The 16896-nt window shown below is 60.6% G+C and carries 17 protein-coding genes and 1 riboswitch; of the genes, 14 read left to right on the top strand and 3 right to left on the bottom strand.

The window, feature by feature from the left end:
- Positions 1-166 precede the first annotated feature (166 nt).
- From rpsF to ACI3K0_RS08595, 5 genes are all read left to right on the top strand, one after another.
- Complete coding sequence (gene rpsF / locus ACI3K0_RS08615) at positions 167-631, top strand: 30S ribosomal protein S6 (protein WP_148145409.1); 465 nt, start codon at positions 167-169, stop codon at positions 629-631.
- A gap of 24 nt (positions 632-655) precedes the next feature.
- Positions 656-904 (top strand): 30S ribosomal protein S18, encoded by a 249-nt coding sequence (gene rpsR / locus ACI3K0_RS08610; RefSeq protein ID WP_112457119.1) that lies wholly within the window; start codon positions 656-658, stop codon positions 902-904.
- 162 nt (positions 905-1066) lie between these two features.
- Positions 1067-2044 (top strand): DUF2232 domain-containing protein, encoded by a 978-nt coding sequence (locus ACI3K0_RS08605; protein WP_183827342.1) that lies wholly within the window; start codon positions 1067-1069, stop codon positions 2042-2044.
- Between the two features lie 21 nt (positions 2045-2065).
- Entirely contained in the window at positions 2066-2641 is a 576-nt protein-coding gene (rplI, locus tag ACI3K0_RS08600) for a 50S ribosomal protein L9 (RefSeq protein ID WP_148145411.1), read from the top strand.
- 308 nt (positions 2642-2949) lie between these two features.
- Positions 2950-4452: a replicative DNA helicase gene (locus tag ACI3K0_RS08595; protein ID WP_183827345.1), complete on the top strand. Its 1503-nt coding sequence runs from the start codon at positions 2950-2952 to the stop codon at positions 4450-4452.
- Between the two features lie 52 nt (positions 4453-4504).
- Here the strand turns inward: ACI3K0_RS08595 and ACI3K0_RS08590 are convergent, their stop codons facing one another.
- Positions 4505-5182 (bottom strand): energy-coupling factor ABC transporter permease, encoded by a 678-nt coding sequence (locus ACI3K0_RS08590; protein WP_183827348.1) that lies wholly within the window; start codon positions 5180-5182, stop codon positions 4505-4507.
- A 33-nt stretch (positions 5183-5215) separates the two neighbouring features.
- Positions 5216-5411, bottom strand: a riboswitch (cobalamin riboswitch).
- Positions 5412-5509: 98 nt separating this feature from the next.
- Positions 5510-6022, bottom strand: coding sequence for a ClbS/DfsB family four-helix bundle protein (locus ACI3K0_RS08585; RefSeq protein ID WP_183827351.1), 513 nt, complete (start codon positions 6020-6022; stop codon positions 5510-5512).
- Between the two features lie 234 nt (positions 6023-6256).
- Here ACI3K0_RS08585 and alr point away from each other — a divergent pair, with 234 nt between their 5' ends.
- The 6 genes from alr to ACI3K0_RS08555 all read left to right on the top strand — a co-directional run bounded on the left by alr (position 6257) and on the right by ACI3K0_RS08555 (position 12833).
- Complete coding sequence (gene alr / locus ACI3K0_RS08580) at positions 6257-7429, top strand: alanine racemase (protein ID WP_183827353.1); 1173 nt, start codon at positions 6257-6259, stop codon at positions 7427-7429.
- A 104-nt stretch (positions 7430-7533) separates the two neighbouring features.
- Entirely contained in the window at positions 7534-8949 is a 1416-nt protein-coding gene (gene radA / locus ACI3K0_RS08575; protein ID WP_183827356.1) for a DNA repair protein RadA, read from the top strand.
- Positions 8950-9063: 114 nt separating this feature from the next.
- On the top strand, positions 9064-9651 hold the full coding sequence (locus ACI3K0_RS08570) for a CvpA family protein (protein WP_148145417.1): 588 nt from the start codon (positions 9064-9066) through the stop codon (positions 9649-9651).
- Positions 9652-9789: 138 nt separating this feature from the next.
- On the top strand, positions 9790-11292 hold the full coding sequence (purF, locus tag ACI3K0_RS08565; RefSeq protein ID WP_183827359.1) for an amidophosphoribosyltransferase: 1503 nt from the start codon (positions 9790-9792) through the stop codon (positions 11290-11292).
- Positions 11293-11402: 110 nt separating this feature from the next.
- Positions 11403-12143 carry an SDR family NAD(P)-dependent oxidoreductase gene (locus tag ACI3K0_RS08560; protein WP_148145419.1) on the top strand — a complete coding sequence of 247 codons (741 nt, stop codon included), beginning with the start codon at positions 11403-11405 and terminating at the stop codon, positions 12141-12143.
- Between the two features lie 99 nt (positions 12144-12242).
- On the top strand, positions 12243-12833 hold the full coding sequence (locus ACI3K0_RS08555) for a DedA family protein (RefSeq protein WP_246436308.1): 591 nt from the start codon (positions 12243-12245) through the stop codon (positions 12831-12833).
- Between the two features lie 18 nt (positions 12834-12851).
- Here ACI3K0_RS08555 and ACI3K0_RS08550 read toward each other — a convergent pair whose 3' ends face one another.
- The gene (locus ACI3K0_RS08550) at positions 12852-13466 is read right to left on the bottom strand and encodes a TetR/AcrR family transcriptional regulator (RefSeq protein WP_183827362.1); all 615 of its coding nucleotides are present in this window, start codon (positions 13464-13466) and stop codon (positions 12852-12854) included.
- 158 nt (positions 13467-13624) lie between these two features.
- Between ACI3K0_RS08550 and ACI3K0_RS08545 the strand changes: the two genes are divergently transcribed.
- The 3 genes from ACI3K0_RS08545 to cysS all read left to right on the top strand — a co-directional run bounded on the left by ACI3K0_RS08545 (position 13625) and on the right by cysS (position 16889).
- Entirely contained in the window at positions 13625-14182 is a 558-nt protein-coding gene (locus tag ACI3K0_RS08545) for a hydrolase (RefSeq protein WP_404945249.1), read from the top strand.
- 7 nt (positions 14183-14189) lie between these two features.
- Entirely contained in the window at positions 14190-15287 is a 1098-nt protein-coding gene (locus tag ACI3K0_RS08540) for an AbrB family transcriptional regulator (RefSeq protein WP_183827368.1), read from the top strand.
- A 204-nt stretch (positions 15288-15491) separates the two neighbouring features.
- Positions 15492-16889, top strand: coding sequence for a cysteine--tRNA ligase (gene cysS, locus ACI3K0_RS08535; protein ID WP_404945248.1), 1398 nt, complete (start codon positions 15492-15494; stop codon positions 16887-16889).
- Positions 16890-16896 lie beyond the last annotated feature (7 nt).

Genomic DNA, 16896 nt, shown 5'->3' with positions numbered 1-16896 from the left:
TCAGGCGAGCCTCAGGGACGAAAGCGTTCCGGCCTCCCGTGTCTCCGCTCTCGACCGTCTCGAAACAACAACTTTTCTTGCCGGCCTTTTGGCCATCAGGAGCAGTCGTTGAGGCTTAGCCGCCGAACCCGGGTGCAAAACAACCGCAAGAAAAGGCAAAGCTTACATGGCTCTTTACGAACACGTATTCCTTGCCCGGCAGGATATGTCCGCTCAGCAGGTTGATGCCCTCGTCGAACAGTACAAGGGTGTCATCGAAGCTAACGGCGGCAAGGTCGGGCGCGTCGAAAACTGGGGCCTCAAGTCCCTGACGTACCGCATGAAGAAGAACCGCAAGGCTCACTACGCCCTGATGGACATCGATGCTCCGGCTGCTGCCGTGCACGAAATGGAACGTCAGATGCGCATCAACGAAGACGTTCTTCGCTACATGACGCTTTCCGTCGAGAAGCACGAAGAAGGCCCGTCTGCCATGATGCAGAAGCGTGACCGTGACGACCGTCCGCGTGACGATCGTGGCCCGCGCCGTGACTTCGGCGATCGTGGCCCGCGCCGCGAATTCGGCGATCGTCCTCCGCGTGAAGGCGGCTTCGAGCGCGCACCGCGCCCGTCCGCTCCGCGCGAATCCTAATCTGGGCCTCAAGGAGAAAACACAATGGCTGACGTATCCTCGTCCCCGGCACGCCGTCCTTTCCATCGTCGTCGCAAGACCTGCCCCTTCTCGGGCGCAAACGCACCGAAGATCGATTACAAAGACGTTCGTCTCCTGCAGCGCTACATTTCCGAGCGCGGCAAGATCGTTCCTTCGCGTATCACCGCAGTTTCCCAGAAGAAGCAGCGCGAACTGGCCCAGGCCATCAAGCGCGCCCGTTTCCTCGGCCTGCTGCCGTACGTCGTATCGTAATTGATACCGGACCCGCTGATCAAAAATCAGCGGGTCTACTCCCTTCCGCGTTGGGCGCGGATCGGAAACGAACTACAAACCCCATGTTGGGGATGAAGTGCCTGTGAAAGTGATTCAGGCCCGTCCCCTAACTGCTTCATCCGGCAGGACAGCGAGAGCGTAATGAACAAGACACAGACAGTGCTGCCCACCGGCATTCTGGCCGGCGTCGTTGCCACCCTCCTCGTGATGGGTGCCGGCACGCAATCGTCTTTTGCCGCCGTTCTTTATGCCGCCTCTGCTCTTCCGATCTTCATCGCCGGCCTTGGCTGGGGTAACCGCGCAGCCATTACCGGCATCGTCACGTCGGGCATTCTCGGCGCAGTTCTCATCTCGCCGATCTTCGCCGTCACCATGGCGATCTTTACGCTGATCCCGGCCGGCTGGCTGTCGCATCTCGCCAATCTGGCGCGTCCGGCCTCCGAACTCGGTGGCCCCGACAATCTGCTCGCCTGGTATCCGATCTCCGACATCCTGCTGCATCTGTGCGGCCTCGTGACGATCGCCGTCATCGCGCTTGGCGTCGCCATCGGTTACGGACCGGAACTTGTCGGGCAGATCGTCGACGTGCTCGGCTCCGCGCTGCAGACGCAGGAACCCGGCCTGTCGCTTACCGCTGCCGATATCGGGCAATTGAAAAGCACGATGCTGCTCACGTTGCCGATGGTTCAGGGCGGCATATGGGTCATCCTGCTGTTTGCAGCCTTCTATTTCGCCATGCGCATCGTCTCGCGCTCGGGCCGCGCGCTTCGCCCGCGTGAAGACATGCCGTCGGCGCTGCGCATGAACCGCCATGCGATCTACATTTTCCTCGCCGGCATCGTCATGACCTTTCTGGGCGGCGTACCGGCAATGATCGGCGCCACAATCTGCGGTACATTCGGCGCAGGTTTCCTGATGTCGGGTTTCGCCGCCATCCATTTCCGCAGTCAGGGCAAGGACTGGCGCCTGCCGGTCCTCGTGCTCGCATACCTCTCCTCCATGCTCGTCATTCCTGCCTTCGCGATCCTCGCTCTCGGTCTCACGGACACCCGCCGGACCATCGCGCTGACGCCGGCAAAGGGCAGCACGGATCAGAACACAACCAATCCAGACAATTGAGAACTAGAAAGGAACTCCAACATGCAAGTCATCCTGCTTGAACGCGTACCGAAGCTCGGCCAGATGGGCGAAACCGTAAAGGTTCGCGATGGTTACGCTCGTAACTTCCTGCTGCCGCAGGGCAAGGCACTTCGCTCCAACGAAGCCAACAAGAAGCGCTTCGAAAACGAGCGCGCAACGCTCGAAGCTCGTAACCTCGAGCGCAAGGGCGAAGCCCAGACGGTTGCCGACGCACTCGCCGGCAAGACCTTCGTCATCGTTCGTTCGGCTGGCGAAACCGGTCAGCTCTACGGTTCTGTTGCTGCTCGCGACGTGATGGACGCACTGGCTGCAGAAGGCTTTAACGTCGGCCGCAACCAGGTCGACCTGAACCACCCGATCAAGGCAATCGGCCTGCACGAAGTAACGCTCCACCTGCATTCGGAAGTCGAGATCCAGATCTCGGTCAACGTTGCCCGTTCGGCCGAAGAAGCAGAACGTCAGGCACAGGGCGAAAGCCTCACCTCCGCTGACGCCATCTACGGCGTTGACGAAGACGCACTGCGCCCGGAAGACTTCTTCGATCCGGAAGCTGACCGCGACGGCGACGAAGAATAATAGACCTCTCGCAGATTCGTCTGCGACAGCGCCCGGCCTCACGAAGGCCGGGCGTTTTTTTGTCTCTTTTTGCGGGTAAGATAGCGTTTGCTCCGGTGAGTCGCGGCCTGTTCGCACCACTCCTGCGACGTCGGCCCGAATGAGGCACAGTCAACCGGATTTGTCGCTTCATTACGTTTTTTGTTTCGCGTAAATGACGCCCGCTGTGGATATCTGTGGGTAACATCCGAAGGCAAAATGCACGGTTTCGGTGCGGTCCAGTTATCACTAGAACCGAGGCCTTGAACGGACAGGACGGGTAGAAGATCATGAACGAAGTTCCGCGCAACATGGGGTCGCTCAGCAACAAGGATGCAGCGCCGCACTATCGCGAGGCGCCGAACAATATCGAGGCGGAACAGGCGCTGCTCGGCGCGATCCTGGTCAACAACGACGCCTATTACCGCGTCTCGGATTTCTTGAAGCCGCCGCATCTCTACGAACCGCTGCATCGCAAGATTTACGAGGTTGCCGGCGACATCATCCGCATGGGCAAGACTGCCAACCCGATCACGCTGAAGACCTTTCTTCCGGCCGATGACAAGGTGGGTGACCTGACTGTTGCGCAGTATCTCGCACGTCTTGCCGCCGATGCCGTCTCTATCATCAATGCGGAAGACTACGGTCGGGCGATCTACGACCTGGCGCTTCGCCGGGCGCTGATCACCATTGGCGAAGATGTCGTCAACATCGCCTATGATGCGCCGCTCGACATGCCGCCGCAAAGCCAGATCGAGGATACCGAACGCCGCCTTTTCGAACTGGCGGAAACCGGCCGTTACGACGGCGGCTTCCAGTCGTTCAACGATGCTGTTGCGATCGCCATCGACATGGCGGGCCAGGCTTTCGAGCGTGACGGCCAGCTCTCTGGTATCTCAACCGGCATCATGTCGCTCGACGGCAAGATGGGCGGCTTGCAGCGCTCCGACTTGATCGTGCTCGCAGGACGCCCCGGTATGGGCAAGACCTCGCTTGCCACCAATATCGCCTACAACATCGCCGCGGCTTACGAGCAGGAAATCGCCCCCGATGGCTCGTTCAAGGCCAAGAATGGCGGCGTCGTCGGCTTTTACTCGCTCGAAATGTCGTCCGAACAGCTGGCCACCCGTATCATCTCCGAGCAGACGGAAGTTTCGTCGTCAAAGATCCGTCGCGGTGACATTACCGAGGCCGATTTCGAAAAGCTGGTCGCCTGTAGCCAAATGATGCAGAAGGTGCCGCTGTTTATCGACCAGACCGGTGGTATCTCGATCGCCCAGCTATCGGCGCGCGCCCGCCGCCTGAAGCGCCAGCGCGGCCTCGATTGCCTGGTGGTCGACTATATCCAGCTGATGACCGGTTCGGGCAAGTCGGGTGAAAACCGCGTGCAGGAAATCACCCAGATCACCACGGGTCTGAAGGCGCTCGGCAAGGAACTCAACGTGCCGATCATCGCGCTGTCACAGCTATCGCGCGGTGTCGAAAGCCGTGAAGACAAACGCCCGCAGCTTTCCGACCTTCGCGAATCAGGCTCGATCGAGCAGGATGCCGACGTCGTGCTCTTCGTGTTCCGTGAGGAATATTATGTAAAGAACATGGAGCCCCGCGACTTGGCCGATCCGAAATACCCGGAATGGGAAGCACATATGGAGCGCGTCAAGGGTACGGCCGACGTCATCATCGCCAAGCAGCGTCACGGACCGACTGGCACGGTCAAGCTCGCCTTCCAGTCCGAATTCACGCGCTTTGCGGACCTCGCCGAGCCGAGCTTCACGCAATACGAAGAACCGTGATCGAACAGCCTCGCCGGCAGTACACCGGCGAGGCTGAGAGTCGCGGGCTAACTCAGGCCGCGTTGTAAAGCCGTCGCGTAACGAAGCCTGAACCGTTCAGAGCATTCAGGGTCTTGGCGATGGCAAGTACGGCCAGGTCCGCCAGCGGCTCGATCAGCACGATCGACATATAGGCAATACCGAACGTGCCGATCGCCACAAGATTTTCGCTTGCGAAACCGGCACCATAAAAGGCCCAGAAAGCCACCCAGGCGACGACACCGGCCTGATAGGCGGTCGATAGCTGGAGCGCCTGCCTATAGGTGAGATCGACATAGGCCGTGCCTGGCGAAATGATACGATCCGCCAGCGCTTTCACCGCAAACAACGGCACCAGCAGCGTCGTGACGTTCATTCCAAACTGCGGCAGGTCGGCCGGCGCAAAGAACAGTCCCTGTATCGCCAGACCAAGCGCCAGCCCGATTGCCGCCGGTGCTGCGCCGAACAGCAGGAACAATGTCGATCCGAGAATGAAATGCACCTCGGACACGCCGACCGCATAATGCGGCAGAAGTTCGAAGAAGGAAAAGACTGCTACAGCGGTGATGGCCGTACGCGCGGCCAATGATGCGAGACCCTGTTGCCGGATCGTGTCTCGCGCCAACTTCAACGTGAAAAGTCCCGCCCCTGCTGCAGTGGCGTAGCTCAGAATGATTTTGGCCCCGTCTACGAGGCCCGGTTCGATATGCATATGTGCTCCTGTCCGTCACACCCGACGGTCGTTGATTGATAAGATACACACGGTCGGTCTCCTGACTCGCGGGTCGATGCCTTGTCGAACCTTCCCATGGCGCGAGGCCACAGTGGTGTTTCGCAAAGCTCGCCGCTCACAGTCGCGGGGGCGGTCGGGTTCAACAGATGCTGCCCTTGTTCCCATGCGGTCAACGGATGTCGGCCGCACCATGTGCGGGAATGGGGTAGCAATTTCCCGCAGAGGCAGCAAACAACCGCAGCCGAAATCGCACCAATCTACCGCTGTCATAGGGTCGCATGCAGCAAGAATGGGTCATCGGCGTTGCTACGCGCACTCCTGGGCCTTCAGCCATTTGCGAATGCGCGCTCTTGCATTGGCATAGGGCGACGCGGTGTTGAACTGGATCATGCGCCCCTTGGTCCACTTGCCGTACCAGCCTTTGCCGTAAAGCTCGTCATCTGACCGGTTGCTGATTGTCGAGACCAGTTGCTCTTTCACCGTCCTCAGTCGTTCCAACCGCTCGGGCCAGTCCAGTGCGTCATGGTCTGCATAGAATTTTTGGGCAAGCGGCCCCAGTTCGTTCCACTTGAACCCCATCTCCGGAAAATCGACCGCTTCACCCCGGTCATCCCGATCGAGCCATTTCAGCACCAGTTCGTTCCAGCCGATGAGGTATGCGACGAGATCCGCCGGGCTCATCATCGAGCCTGCCATGTGGCCCTGCATGGATGCCTCTCTCGCCCGGACCTTCGGAACGCTGGCAAGATCGTCCCAAAGCCTGTTGAAGGTCGTGGAGATCGCCGCAAGAAGTTCCTGCCTGGAACCGGGTACAGCCATGGAGCGCCTTCAGATGCTGTTCGAATACAGCATCTAAGCTACGCTTCTGTCCACAGGATATGAAGCCGTCCGGCTGTCGCAGCCGGACACCGACCCTAGGATTGCTGCACTATTATTGTGGTGTCAAAAGCCTGTACGGAGAACCTTATTCTTCACCCGCGGCCTTTTTCCAGCCGGCAAAAAGGTTAGGATCGGCCACTCCGCCTTTCAAAAGCATATTCAATTGAGACCGCCATGACAGAACAGACCGATTTTGACAGCGACGAAACCTATCCGGATGATTTCGATATCGCGCCCGTGAGATTGACGGTCGATCTCGGCGCACTTGTCGACAACTGGAAGGAAATGGCGCGCCGCTGTGGAAAGGCTTCAACCGCCGCAGTCGTCAAGGCGGATGCCTATGGTCTCGGGCTTGAGGATTGCGGTACCGCGCTCTATGAAGCCGGCGCACGGGATTTCTTCGTTGCCGCGGTGCAGGAAGGCGTAACCTTGCGCACCTACGCGCCGGATGCCCGCATCTACGTGCTTTCCGGCATATGGCCGGGCCAGGAACGGATGTTTTACGAAAACGATCTGGTCCCGGTGATCATCTCCGAGGAACAGCTGGCCTTCTGGATGTCGGTCACCGCCGAACATGGCGACCATCCTTGTGCGCTACATATCGATACCGGCTTCAACCGGCTCGGCCTTCCCGCGGAAGAAGCGATCGCCTTTGCCGAGGATGTCTCGCGGCCGGCAAGTTTCTCACCCGTTCTCGTCATGTCGCATCTTCACAGCGGCGATTCGCCGGCCTCTCCGCTCAACCGATCACAGCTTGAGTCTTTCCAACGGGTTGCTGCGGCTTTCGAAGGCGTTCCGACAAGTCTGTCTGCTTCCGCAGGCATCTTTCTCGGCCCGGAATATCACTTCGACCTCACCCGTCCCGGCATTGCCGCCTATGGCGGCGAGGCGGTCAACGGCATGAAGGCGCTTAAACCCGTGGCCAAGGCGGAGGCACGCATCATCCAGATCCGTGATGCGCCGTCCGGTTCGACCGTCAGCTACGGCGCCACCCATCAGCTGTCGCGCAACAGCAGGCTTGCCGTTGTGTCGGCCGGTTATGCCGACGGCTACCTGCGTTCGCTGTCAGGTTCCGGCGTACCGCTTCGGGCTGGAGGCGCACCCGGCGCTTTTGGCTTCATCGCCAACAGGCGCGTGCCCGTGATCGGCCGGGTCACGATGGATCTGACGATCTTCGACGTGACCGACGTACCCGAAAACGAAATCCGCACCGGTGACTATATCGAACTGTTCGGCCCGAACATCGCACTCGACGACACCGCACGCGCCGGCGGCACGATCGGTTACGAACTTCTGACCGCGCTCGGGCTGCGTTATGAACGGCGCTACATTTATCCGGACGATTGATATCACCGCCGTCTTGTCATCACCCGCCAGTTTCGCTTAAAAGGCCATTGGTTCCGCTTTTGTTCTTGCGGGTATCCGAGATATTCAAGGCGGCGATCAAATCTATGGCAAAAACCAAAACCCAATTCGTGTGCCAGAACTGCGGCACGGTGCATAGCCGCTGGGCCGGCAAGTGCGACGGCTGCGGCGAGTGGAACACGATCGTCGAGGAAGACCCGATGGGCGGCATCGGCGGCGGTCCCGGCAAGGCCCCGAAGAAGGGCCGTGCCGTTGCGTTGACCACGCTGTCGGGCGAAACCGAACAGGCACCGCGTATTTTCACCGGCATCTCCGAACTCGACCGCGCCACCGGTGGCGGTTTCGTGCGCGGCTCCGCCGTGCTGATTGGGGGCGACCCCGGCATCGGCAAGTCGACGCTGCTGATGCAGGCGGCAGCAGCACTTTCACGCCGCGGCCACCGGATCATCTATGTCTCGGGCGAAGAGGCGGTGGCCCAGGTGCGCCTGCGCGCCCAGCGCCTCGGTGCAGCGGATTCGGACGTGCTGCTTGCTGCGGAAACCAATGTGGAAGACATCCTTGCCACAATTTCCGAAGGCAAACGCCCCGATTTGGTGATCATCGATTCCATCCAGACGCTCTGGAGCGATACGGCAGATTCGGCCCCTGGCACCGTCACCCAGGTGCGCACCGGCGTGCAGGCAATGATCCGCTTTGCCAAGCAGACGGGTGCCGCCATGGTTCTCGTCGGGCATGTGACGAAGGAAGGCCAGATCGCCGGTCCGCGCGTCGTCGAGCACATGGTCGATGCCGTGCTTTATTTCGAGGGCGATCGCGGCCATCACTATCGCATCCTCAGAACGGTCAAGAACCGTTTCGGGCCGACCGACGAAATCGGCGTGTTCGAAATGTCCGATAACGGCTTGCGCGATGTTTCCAACCCGTCCGAACTGTTTCTCGGCGAGCGCAATGCCAAATCTCCGGGTGCCGCCGTCTTTGCCGGCATGGAAGGCACACGGCCGGTTCTGGTCGAGGTACAGGCGCTTGTAGCAGCCACTTCGCTCGGCACGCCGCGCCGCGCCGTGGTCGGCTGGGACAGTTCGCGTCTGGCAATGATCCTTGCCGTGCTCGAAGCCCATTGCGGGGTCAGGCTCGGCCAGCACGATGTCTATCTCAATGTCGCAGGCGGCTACCGCATTTCGGAACCGGCAGCCGACATGGCGATCGCATCGGCGCTCGTCTCCTCGCTTGCCGGCGCGGCTTTGCCTGCCGATTGTGTTTTCTTCGGCGAAATCAGCCTTTCAGGCGCCGTACGCCCGGTGTCGCAGACATCCCAGCGCCTGAAGGAAGCGGAAAAACTCGGCTTTGCCGGCGCCATGCTGCCTGCCACCTCGGCGGAACTGCCGAAGAACGGCAGCGCCCGCTGGACGATGATCGAGGACCTTCCCGATCTTGTCGCCCGCATTGCCGGATCCGCCAAGAAACTGGGGAAAGGCCATGAAAATGCCGGAGAAGATGATTGATCTTCCGTTAATGAGTTGGCTGATGTAAGACACTGCGCCCAATGCTGGAATGCCGGGCGAAAATGCCGGTTCCTCCGGCAGGTGTGGAACGGCAGGTTCTGGAGTAGAGTTTACATGCCCATTACGATCTTCGACGGTATTGTCATCGGCGTCACCCTGTTTTCTGCGGTGCTTGCCATGGTCCGCGGCTTTTCCCGCGAAGTGCTGTCGATCGCCAGCTGGGCCGGCTCGGTTGCCGCCGCCTATTATCTTTATCCGCTGGCTGTGCCTTATGCGGAAAAATACACGTCCGATCACCGTATCGCGATTGCCGCCTCTGCAGGCGTGATCTTTCTGATCGCGCTGATCGTGATCTCCTTCATCACCTCGCGGATTGCTGATTTCATCATCGACAGCCGCATCGGCGCGCTGGACCGTACGCTCGGCTTCCTCTTCGGGGCTGCCCGCGGCATCCTGCTACTCGTCATCGCAACGGCCTTCTGGAACTGGCTGGTGCCAGTCAAGGCGCAGCCGACCTGGGTGGTGGACGCCAAGTCGAAGCCTTTCCTCGATACGCTTGTCGGCCGTCTTGAAGCCGTATTGCCCGAGGATATCGAGCCGCAGATCCGCGCGCGCATCACCGGCAAGGAAGAAGCGCCGGCCGATGTTCAGCCCGGCCAGGAACTGCCGCCGGTAGGCGACGCACCTGCTACAAATAATTGACGCTGTGTTGCGCTTGATGCAGCGCAATTCGTCACCATTTGTGGTATGACTTGAATTCAGGTAGAGAGCGGGCTGGCACCGGGGACGAAAACTCCCCGGCCGGCCTTTCCATTTTAAGATCAAGGGCACAGGCTCACGATGGACCAGTCGGCTTCACAATCCTTCGACATCAACCACTCCAATGAGTGGGAAGACGATACGCTGCATGAAGAATGCGGCGTGTTCGGCATCCTCGGGCACCCGGATGCGGCAACGCTGACGGCGCTTGGTCTGCATGCCCTTCAGCATCGTGGCCAGGAAGCTGCCGGTATCGTTTCCTTCGACGGCCTGCGCTTCCATTCGGAACGCCGCATGGGCCTCGTCGGCGACCATTATACGGACCCGGCAACGCTCGCCAAGCTGCCCGGCAACATCTCCATCGGCCACGTCCGTTATTCGACGACCGGCGAAGTGGCGCTCCGCAACGTGCAGCCGCTGTTTGCCGAACTGGAAGTCGGCGGTATCGCGATCGCCCATAACGGCAATTTCACCAACGGCCTGACGCTTCGCCGTCAGCTGATCGCCGGTGGCGCCATCTGTCAGTCTACTTCCGATACCGAAGTCGTCCTGCACCTCATCGCCCGCTCCCGTTATTCCTCCACTGCCGACCGCTTCATCGATGCGGTCCGCCAGATGGAGGGCGGTTATTCGATGCTGGCGATGACCCGCACCAAGCTGATTGCAGCGCGCGATCCCACGGGCATTCGTCCGCTGGTCATGGGCGAACTCGACGGCAAGCCGGTCTTCGCCTCGGAAAGCTGCGCCCTCGACATTATCGGCGCCAAGTTCGTCCGTGACGTCGAAAACGGAGAAGTCATCATCTGCGAAACGCAGCCGGACGGTTCGATCAGCATCGACGCCCGCAAGGCCGGCAACGGTCAGCCGGAACGCCTGTGCCTGTTCGAATATGTTTATTTCGCCCGTCCGGATTCGGTCGTCGGCGGCCGCTCGGTCTATGTTGCCCGCAAGAACATGGGCATCAACCTCGCTAAGGAAGCTCCGGTCGATGCCGATGTCGTCGTGCCGGTTCCCGATGGCGGCACACCGGCAGCGCTCGGTTATGCTCAACAGAGCGGCATTCCGTTCGAATACGGCATCATCCGCAACCACTATGTCGGTCGTACCTTCATCGAGCCGACGCAGCAGATCCGCGCCTTCGGCGTGAAGCTGAAGCATTCCGCCAACCGGGCGATGATCGAAGGCAAGCGCGTCGTACTGGTCGACGATTCGGTCGTTCGCGGCACCACGTCTCTCAAGATCGTGCAGATGATCCGCGATGCCGGCGCAAAGGAAGTGCATCTGCGTGTTGCCAGCCCGATGATCTATTATCCCGACTTCTACGGCATCGACACGCCGGACCGGGAAAAGCTGCTCGCCAACCAGTATGAAAGCCTGGAAGCGATGTGCAAATATATCGGCTGTGACAGCCTCGAATTCCTGTCGATCAACGGTCTCTACCAGGCCGTCGGCGGCGAGGACCGCAACGACGCACGTCCGCAGTTCACCGACCACTATTTCACCGGCGATTATCCGACCCGCCTTCTCGACAAGGACGGCGAAGCGGTCGGTCGCAAGGTCTCGCTACTCGCCAGCAACGGTTGAGCCGGACGCGAAGACCGGTTTCCAACAACCGATAAACATTCTAGAAGGCTGCGGAAACGCGGCCTTCTTTTTTGGCCTCAAAATCAGATTGTCTAAGCGGGGCGGGAAACATGACCATCGATCTCAAAGGCAGGATTGCGCTTGTCACCGGCGCATCGCGCGGCATCGGCTATTTCACGGCGATTGAACTGGCAAAAGCCGGCGCGCATGTGATTGCCTGCGCTCGCACGGTCGGCGGGCTGGAAGAACTGGATGACGTGATCAAGGCCGCCGGCGGCTCGGCCACACTCGTTCCCTTCGATCTTTCCGACATGGACGCAATCGACAGGCTGGGGGCGTCGATCTATGAGCGCTGGGGCAAGCTCGACATTCTCGTCGCCAATGCCGGCATTCTCGGCGTCATCGCACCGGTCGCCCATGTTGAAGCGAAGACCTTCGATCGTGTCATGACCACCAATGTCACGTCCATGTGGCGGCTGGTCCGCTCTCTGGAGCCGCTGCTGGTCAAGTCTGATGCTGGCCGCGCCATCCTGCTTTCGTCGGGCGTTGCCACCAATCCGCGCGCGTTCTGGGGTGCCTATGCGATGTCGAAGGCCGCGGTCGAGACCATGGGCAGGATCTGGGCCGAGGAAATGGCGCACACGCCGCTCAAGATCAACATGGTCAACCCGGGCGCCACCCGCACCGCCATGCGCGCCCAGGCCATGCCTGGCGAAGACCCGGAAACCCTGCCGCATCCGTCAGAGGTCGCCGCAAAGATCCTTCCGCTCGCTTCACCCGAAACGATCGACAGCGGCCGGCTGTTCGTCGTGCGCGAAAACCGCTTCGTCGATTACCGGCTGCCGGAGTGAAGAAAGCACAGGGCGATAAGATCCGGCATGACTTTGGCTGCGGCTCCCCTAACTTGAAGGAGCAGACCTGAAGCATCGTGCCATGCCGGAGACTTGTCCTTGCCGTTCGAACATTTCTCGCTTGAACATCTGATTTCCCAATATGGCGTGCTCGCCGTGTTTTTAGGCGCAGCCTTCGAGGGCGAGACGGCGGTCTTTTTGGGCGGGGTCTTTGCGCACCGGCATTTCATGTCCTGGTGGGAAGCGGCGACGGCTGCAGCAATCGGTTCATTTGCGGCGGATCAGGCGTGGTTCTTCGCCGGGCGTTATGCCAACCGGCTGGCGCTGGTTCAACGCTTCCTGAAAACCGATGCGGCGCAGAAGGTCAGTCAGCTTCTCGAAGCCCATCCGACCGGCTTCATCCTCGCCTTTCGCTTCATCTACGGCATGCGAACGGTCAGCCCGATTGCAATCGGGCTAAGTTCGGTGCCGGCACTTCGCTTCGTTATCCTCAATTTCATCGCGGCCGTGGTCTGGGCCGTGCTGATCACCTCGATCGGTTATCTGTTCGGCAATGCGGTTGAGATGTTGTTCGGGCGATTGAAGCTGCATCTCCATATGCTTATCGCCATCGCCGCGATTGCAGTCATACTCACTGCTCTCGCCTATCTCATCCGCAGGCAGATGCGCGGAGGGTCGGTCACGCGCTGAAGACGGGCTTGTCTTTTCTTATCCGGTTTTCGTAAGGCCCGCCGCCACAAGCGGCTCGATCAGCAGGCAGGCATCGTCAATCAGCCGTTTAGACAGCGCCGGATGTTCCTGATCGAACTGCCTGATCGCTTTCAACGCATAAAGCAGCATCCAGGCGCGCTGGTCGATGTCGGCGGGCATAGGGCTGCCGTCGATCAACGCCAGGACCGCCGTCAGCTTTTCCAGCATCTGGCTGCGCAGGCCGGCGCGGCGAAGGGAACCATCCTCGCGGGCATCGGCCAGAACCAGGGCCGCCGCCCTCTCCGTCTGCAATCCGCGCATCATCGCCACCAGCGCCTGAGCCACGTCCCGCACCGATGCAGTTGAAGCGATCGCCACCACCTTTTCCAGCTCGTCGGTAAGATGCGCGCCATAACGGTCCATGATCGCCTGGGCGAGCGCATCCTTTGTCGGAAAGAAGCGGTAGAGCGAGCCGATCGCCGTGCCCGATTGCGCGGCCACTTCCGACATGGTCACGGCTCGATAGCCGTGCGTGGCAAACAGGCCGATCGCCGTCTCGACGATTGTCGCCACACGTTCATGACCACGTTTGCGCTTGGGTTCCACCGCCTTTGGCGGCTTCGCGGTTGACATTTGCGAGGCGATCCTCAAATAGGAGTTATGCGAGTACATCCTCGCATAACATGGTGCAGACCTCTCGTCATCCCGTCGCGGATTTCCCTCGCCGCCCTGCCGATCCGGCCTGCAGTTCATCTTGCACGCACTCGCGCTTCCTCGCCGAAAGACATCCTATGCTCGCACTCGATCCTAAAACCACCGCGCTCGTTCTCATCGATCTGCAGAAGGGTATTCTCGCCATGAACACGGCGCCGCATGCCAGCGCCGATGTTCTCGCCAAGGGCCGCCAACTGGCGGATGCCTTCCGCAAGGCGGATGCACCTGTGGTTTTGGTCAATGTCGATTTCGGCCCGGATTTTGGCGATGCGCCGCGCGGCCTCACCGATACCGCCGCCGGCCGCAACTATCCGGAGGACTGGACGGTGCTGGCCGAAGGCCTGCAGCAGCCGGGAGATCTCACCGTGACCAAGCATCAATGGGGCGCCTTTCACGGCACAGATCTCGACGTCAAGCTTCGTCGGCGTGGCATTCAAACCATCGTGGTCGGAGGTATCGCTACCAATTTCGGCGTTGAATCGACGGTCCGCGCCGGCTGGGAGCACGGCTACAACATGGTTGTCGTGGAGGACGCATCAACCGGCGTTGCCGCCGAATTGCATGACATGGCTTTCAAATTCATCTTCCCGCGCATCGCACGCGTAACCACCACGGCAGGCCTTTCACTTGACTGATCGCCCGATGTCCGAGGAGCCCGACGATGTGTCGTCAAACCACCGCTGGCTGAGGCGGGTCGCGGCGTTGCCGCCGGCGGCGCGCTGGCTGGTCCTTATTGCAGGTTCGCTGCTCCTCGGCTGGCTTCTCGAACTCATGCATCTGCCGGCCGCATTGCTGCTCGGCCCGATGGCAATGGCTATCGCCATGGCGCTTTCGGGCATGAGTTTCCGCATGCCGAAGGTGGCGTTCAACGGCGCGCAGGCGATCATCGGCGTGATGATCGCGGCCAACATGCCGCCGTCGATCTTCTCGGAGCTTGCGGCGCAGTGGCCGGTCTTCGCAGTCGGCATCCTCGCAACCGTGATCGCTTCTGCGTCGCTCGGCGCGCTGATGGTCAGGGCGCAGATCTTTCCGGGCACGACGGCAATATGGGGTTCTTCGCCCGGTGCCGCCTCGGTCATGGTGCTGATGTCCGAAAGCTATGGCGGCGACATGCGGCTCGTCGCCTTCATGCAGTATTTGCGCGTCGTCTGCGTGGCGCTTGCCGCGACCATGGTGGCGCGTCTCTTCGGCGTGACGCCGGCCGACTCGCAAAGCGTCGAGTGGTTCCCTGCCCTTTCGCCTCTTTCTGTCCTTGCGACGCTGGCTGTCGCCTTCGGCTCGGCCTGGATCTGCGGCCTGATGCGTATTCCCGGAGCAGCACTGCTCGGGCCGCTGGCCGGCTGTCTTGTCGCCAAGTTCGGCTTCGGCATGCCGCTGGTGCTTGCACCATGGATGCTTGCCATTGCCTATGCCCTGGTTGGCTGGGCGGTCGGCGGGCGGTTCACACGCGAGGTCGTCACTTACGCGGCACGCAACTTCCTGCGCGTGCTCGGCTCGATTGCCTGCCTTCTTCTCATCTGCAGCGGCTTTGCCGCCATGCTGGTATTTTTCGCCGGCATCGATCCACTGACGGCCTATCTGGCGACCAGCCCCGGTGGTGCCGATTCGGTCGCCATCATCGCCGCATCGACCAATGTCGACGTGCCCTTCGTGATGGCAATGCAGATCGGCCGCTTCCTGGTCGTGGTGCTGACCGGGCCGATGCTCGCCAAGGCGATCGTGCGCCATATGTCCCGCTGACCGCACGGCTCTTCCACTCTTGACCAAACAGCCGACGCACGCCATAACCGAGCCCATGAAAACGACGATTTCCATTTGTGGGAACATTATCCGCTAGCGTTCGCGCTGGTCCGGCCGTTTTCGTCTCTCGAAAAGCCTTGAAGACAAACGCCCCGGTCCGGTACCGGTTGCGGCATGTCTTGTTGACGTTGGGAGAATTTTTCGATGAGCGCCACGCTCAAGCTATACAATACCTTGATCCGCAAGAAATCGGCGTTCCAGCCGATCGATGCCGATAACGTGCGCATGTATGTCTGCGGTCCGACCGTCTATGATTTCGCCCATATCGGCAATGCCCGCCCGGTCATCGTGTTCGACGTGCTGTTTCGGCTTTTGAAGCATGTCTACGGCGACGCTCATGTCACCTATGCCCGCAACATCACCGACGTCGACGACAAGATCAACGCCCGTGCCCTGCGCGACTTTCCGCATCTGGCCCTCAACGAGGCAATCCATGCGGTGACGGAAAAGACGGCAAAACAGTTCCATGCCGATGTCGCGGCGCTGGGCTGCCTCGAGCCGACTGTCGAACCGCGCGCCACCGACAATATTTCACAGATGATCGAGATCATCGAAAAGCTGATCGCCCGCGGCCATGCCTATGTGGCGGAAGGCGAAGTGCTTTTCGACACCAAGTCGATGACCGATTACGGCCAGCTTTCCAAACGCCCGCTCGACGAGCAGCAGGCCGGCGCCCGCGTCGCCGTCGATGCGCACAAGAAGAACCCCGGTGACTTTGTCTTGTGGAAGCTTTCCTCCCATAACGAACCCGGCTGGGAGAGCCCCTGGGGTCGTGGGCGTCCGGGCTGGCATATCGAATGCTCGGCGATGAGCGGCCGTTATCTCGGCGAGGTGTTCGACATCCATGGCGGCGGCCTGGATCTGATCTTCCCGCACCACGAAAACGAGATCGCCCAGTCGCGCTGCGCCCATGGCACCGAAGTCATGGCGAATGTCTGGATGCATAACGGCTTCGTGCAGGTCGAAGGCAAGAAGATGTCGAAATCCGACGGCAACTTCATCACCATCAACCAGCTTCTGGAGACCGACACTTTCGGCGGCCGCAAGTGGCCGGGCGAGGTGCTGCGGCTTGCCATGCTGATGACGCATTACCGCGAACCGATCGACTTTTCGGTGAAGCGGCTCGAGGAAGCAGAAAGGCTTCTGGCCAAGTGGCCGGCGGTCGATCTGTCCGAGATCCCGGCAGGCACCGAGCCCTGCCCGATCGTGCTCGAAGCGCTTGCCGATGATCTGAACACGGTGGCCTCCGTACAGCGCATCCACGCGCTGGCGCAGGAAGCCAATGCCGACAGGACGCTGTTGCCGATGTTTGCAGCCAGTGCCGCACTTCTCGGTGTGCTCCCGAAGAAAACGGAAGTCGATGAAGCGCTTGCGGGTGCCGTCGATGCGCTTGTCGCGATGCGGCTTGAAATGCTGAAGGCGAAGAACTTTGCCGAAGCCGACAAGATCCGCGATGAGCTTTCGGCCAAGGGCATCCAGCTGAAGGACGGCAAGGACGCGGCAACCGGCGAGCGGGTCACGACATGGGAGCTGAAGCGGTAGGCTTGCA

It is taken from the genome of Rhizobium sp. ZW T2_16 (assembly GCF_044987325.1).
Lineage (GTDB): Bacteria > Pseudomonadota > Alphaproteobacteria > Rhizobiales > Rhizobiaceae > Neorhizobium > Neorhizobium cellulosilyticum.
The sequence above is the reverse complement of the archived record's forward strand: the minus strand, read 5'-3'. Positions and strand labels throughout refer to the sequence as shown.

What these genes read in the sequence shown, in the direction of transcription:
- ACI3K0_RS08590 (WP_183827348.1), bottom strand. Translation starts at nt 5,182, where the DNA reads ATGCATATCGAACCGGGCCTCGTAGACGGGGCCAAAATCATTCTGAGC.
- ACI3K0_RS08560 (WP_148145419.1), top strand. Translation starts at nt 11,403, where the DNA reads ATGACCATCGATCTCAAAGGCAGGATTGCGCTTGTCACCGGCGCATCG.
- ACI3K0_RS08585 (WP_183827351.1), bottom strand. Translation starts at nt 6,022, where the DNA reads ATGGCTGTACCCGGTTCCAGGCAGGAACTTCTTGCGGCGATCTCCACG.
- ACI3K0_RS08570 (WP_148145417.1), top strand. Translation starts at nt 9,064, where the DNA reads ATGCCCATTACGATCTTCGACGGTATTGTCATCGGCGTCACCCTGTTT.
- ACI3K0_RS08595 (WP_183827345.1), top strand. Translation starts at nt 2,950, where the DNA reads ATGAACGAAGTTCCGCGCAACATGGGGTCGCTCAGCAACAAGGATGCA.
- radA (WP_183827356.1), top strand. Translation starts at nt 7,534, where the DNA reads ATGGCAAAAACCAAAACCCAATTCGTGTGCCAGAACTGCGGCACGGTG.
- ACI3K0_RS08605 (WP_183827342.1), top strand. Translation starts at nt 1,067, where the DNA reads ATGAACAAGACACAGACAGTGCTGCCCACCGGCATTCTGGCCGGCGTC.
- rpsF (WP_148145409.1), top strand. Translation starts at nt 167, where the DNA reads ATGGCTCTTTACGAACACGTATTCCTTGCCCGGCAGGATATGTCCGCT.
- rplI (WP_148145411.1), top strand. Translation starts at nt 2,066, where the DNA reads ATGCAAGTCATCCTGCTTGAACGCGTACCGAAGCTCGGCCAGATGGGC.
- ACI3K0_RS08540 (WP_183827368.1), top strand. Translation starts at nt 14,190, where the DNA reads ATGTCCGAGGAGCCCGACGATGTGTCGTCAAACCACCGCTGGCTGAGG.
- alr (WP_183827353.1), top strand. Translation starts at nt 6,257, where the DNA reads ATGACAGAACAGACCGATTTTGACAGCGACGAAACCTATCCGGATGAT.
- rpsR (WP_112457119.1), top strand. Translation starts at nt 656, where the DNA reads ATGGCTGACGTATCCTCGTCCCCGGCACGCCGTCCTTTCCATCGTCGT.
- ACI3K0_RS08545 (WP_404945249.1), top strand. Translation starts at nt 13,625, where the DNA reads ATGCTCGCACTCGATCCTAAAACCACCGCGCTCGTTCTCATCGATCTG.
- cysS (WP_404945248.1), top strand. Translation starts at nt 15,492, where the DNA reads ATGAGCGCCACGCTCAAGCTATACAATACCTTGATCCGCAAGAAATCG.
- purF (WP_183827359.1), top strand. Translation starts at nt 9,790, where the DNA reads ATGGACCAGTCGGCTTCACAATCCTTCGACATCAACCACTCCAATGAG.
- ACI3K0_RS08550 (WP_183827362.1), bottom strand. Translation starts at nt 13,466, where the DNA reads ATGTCAACCGCGAAGCCGCCAAAGGCGGTGGAACCCAAGCGCAAACGT.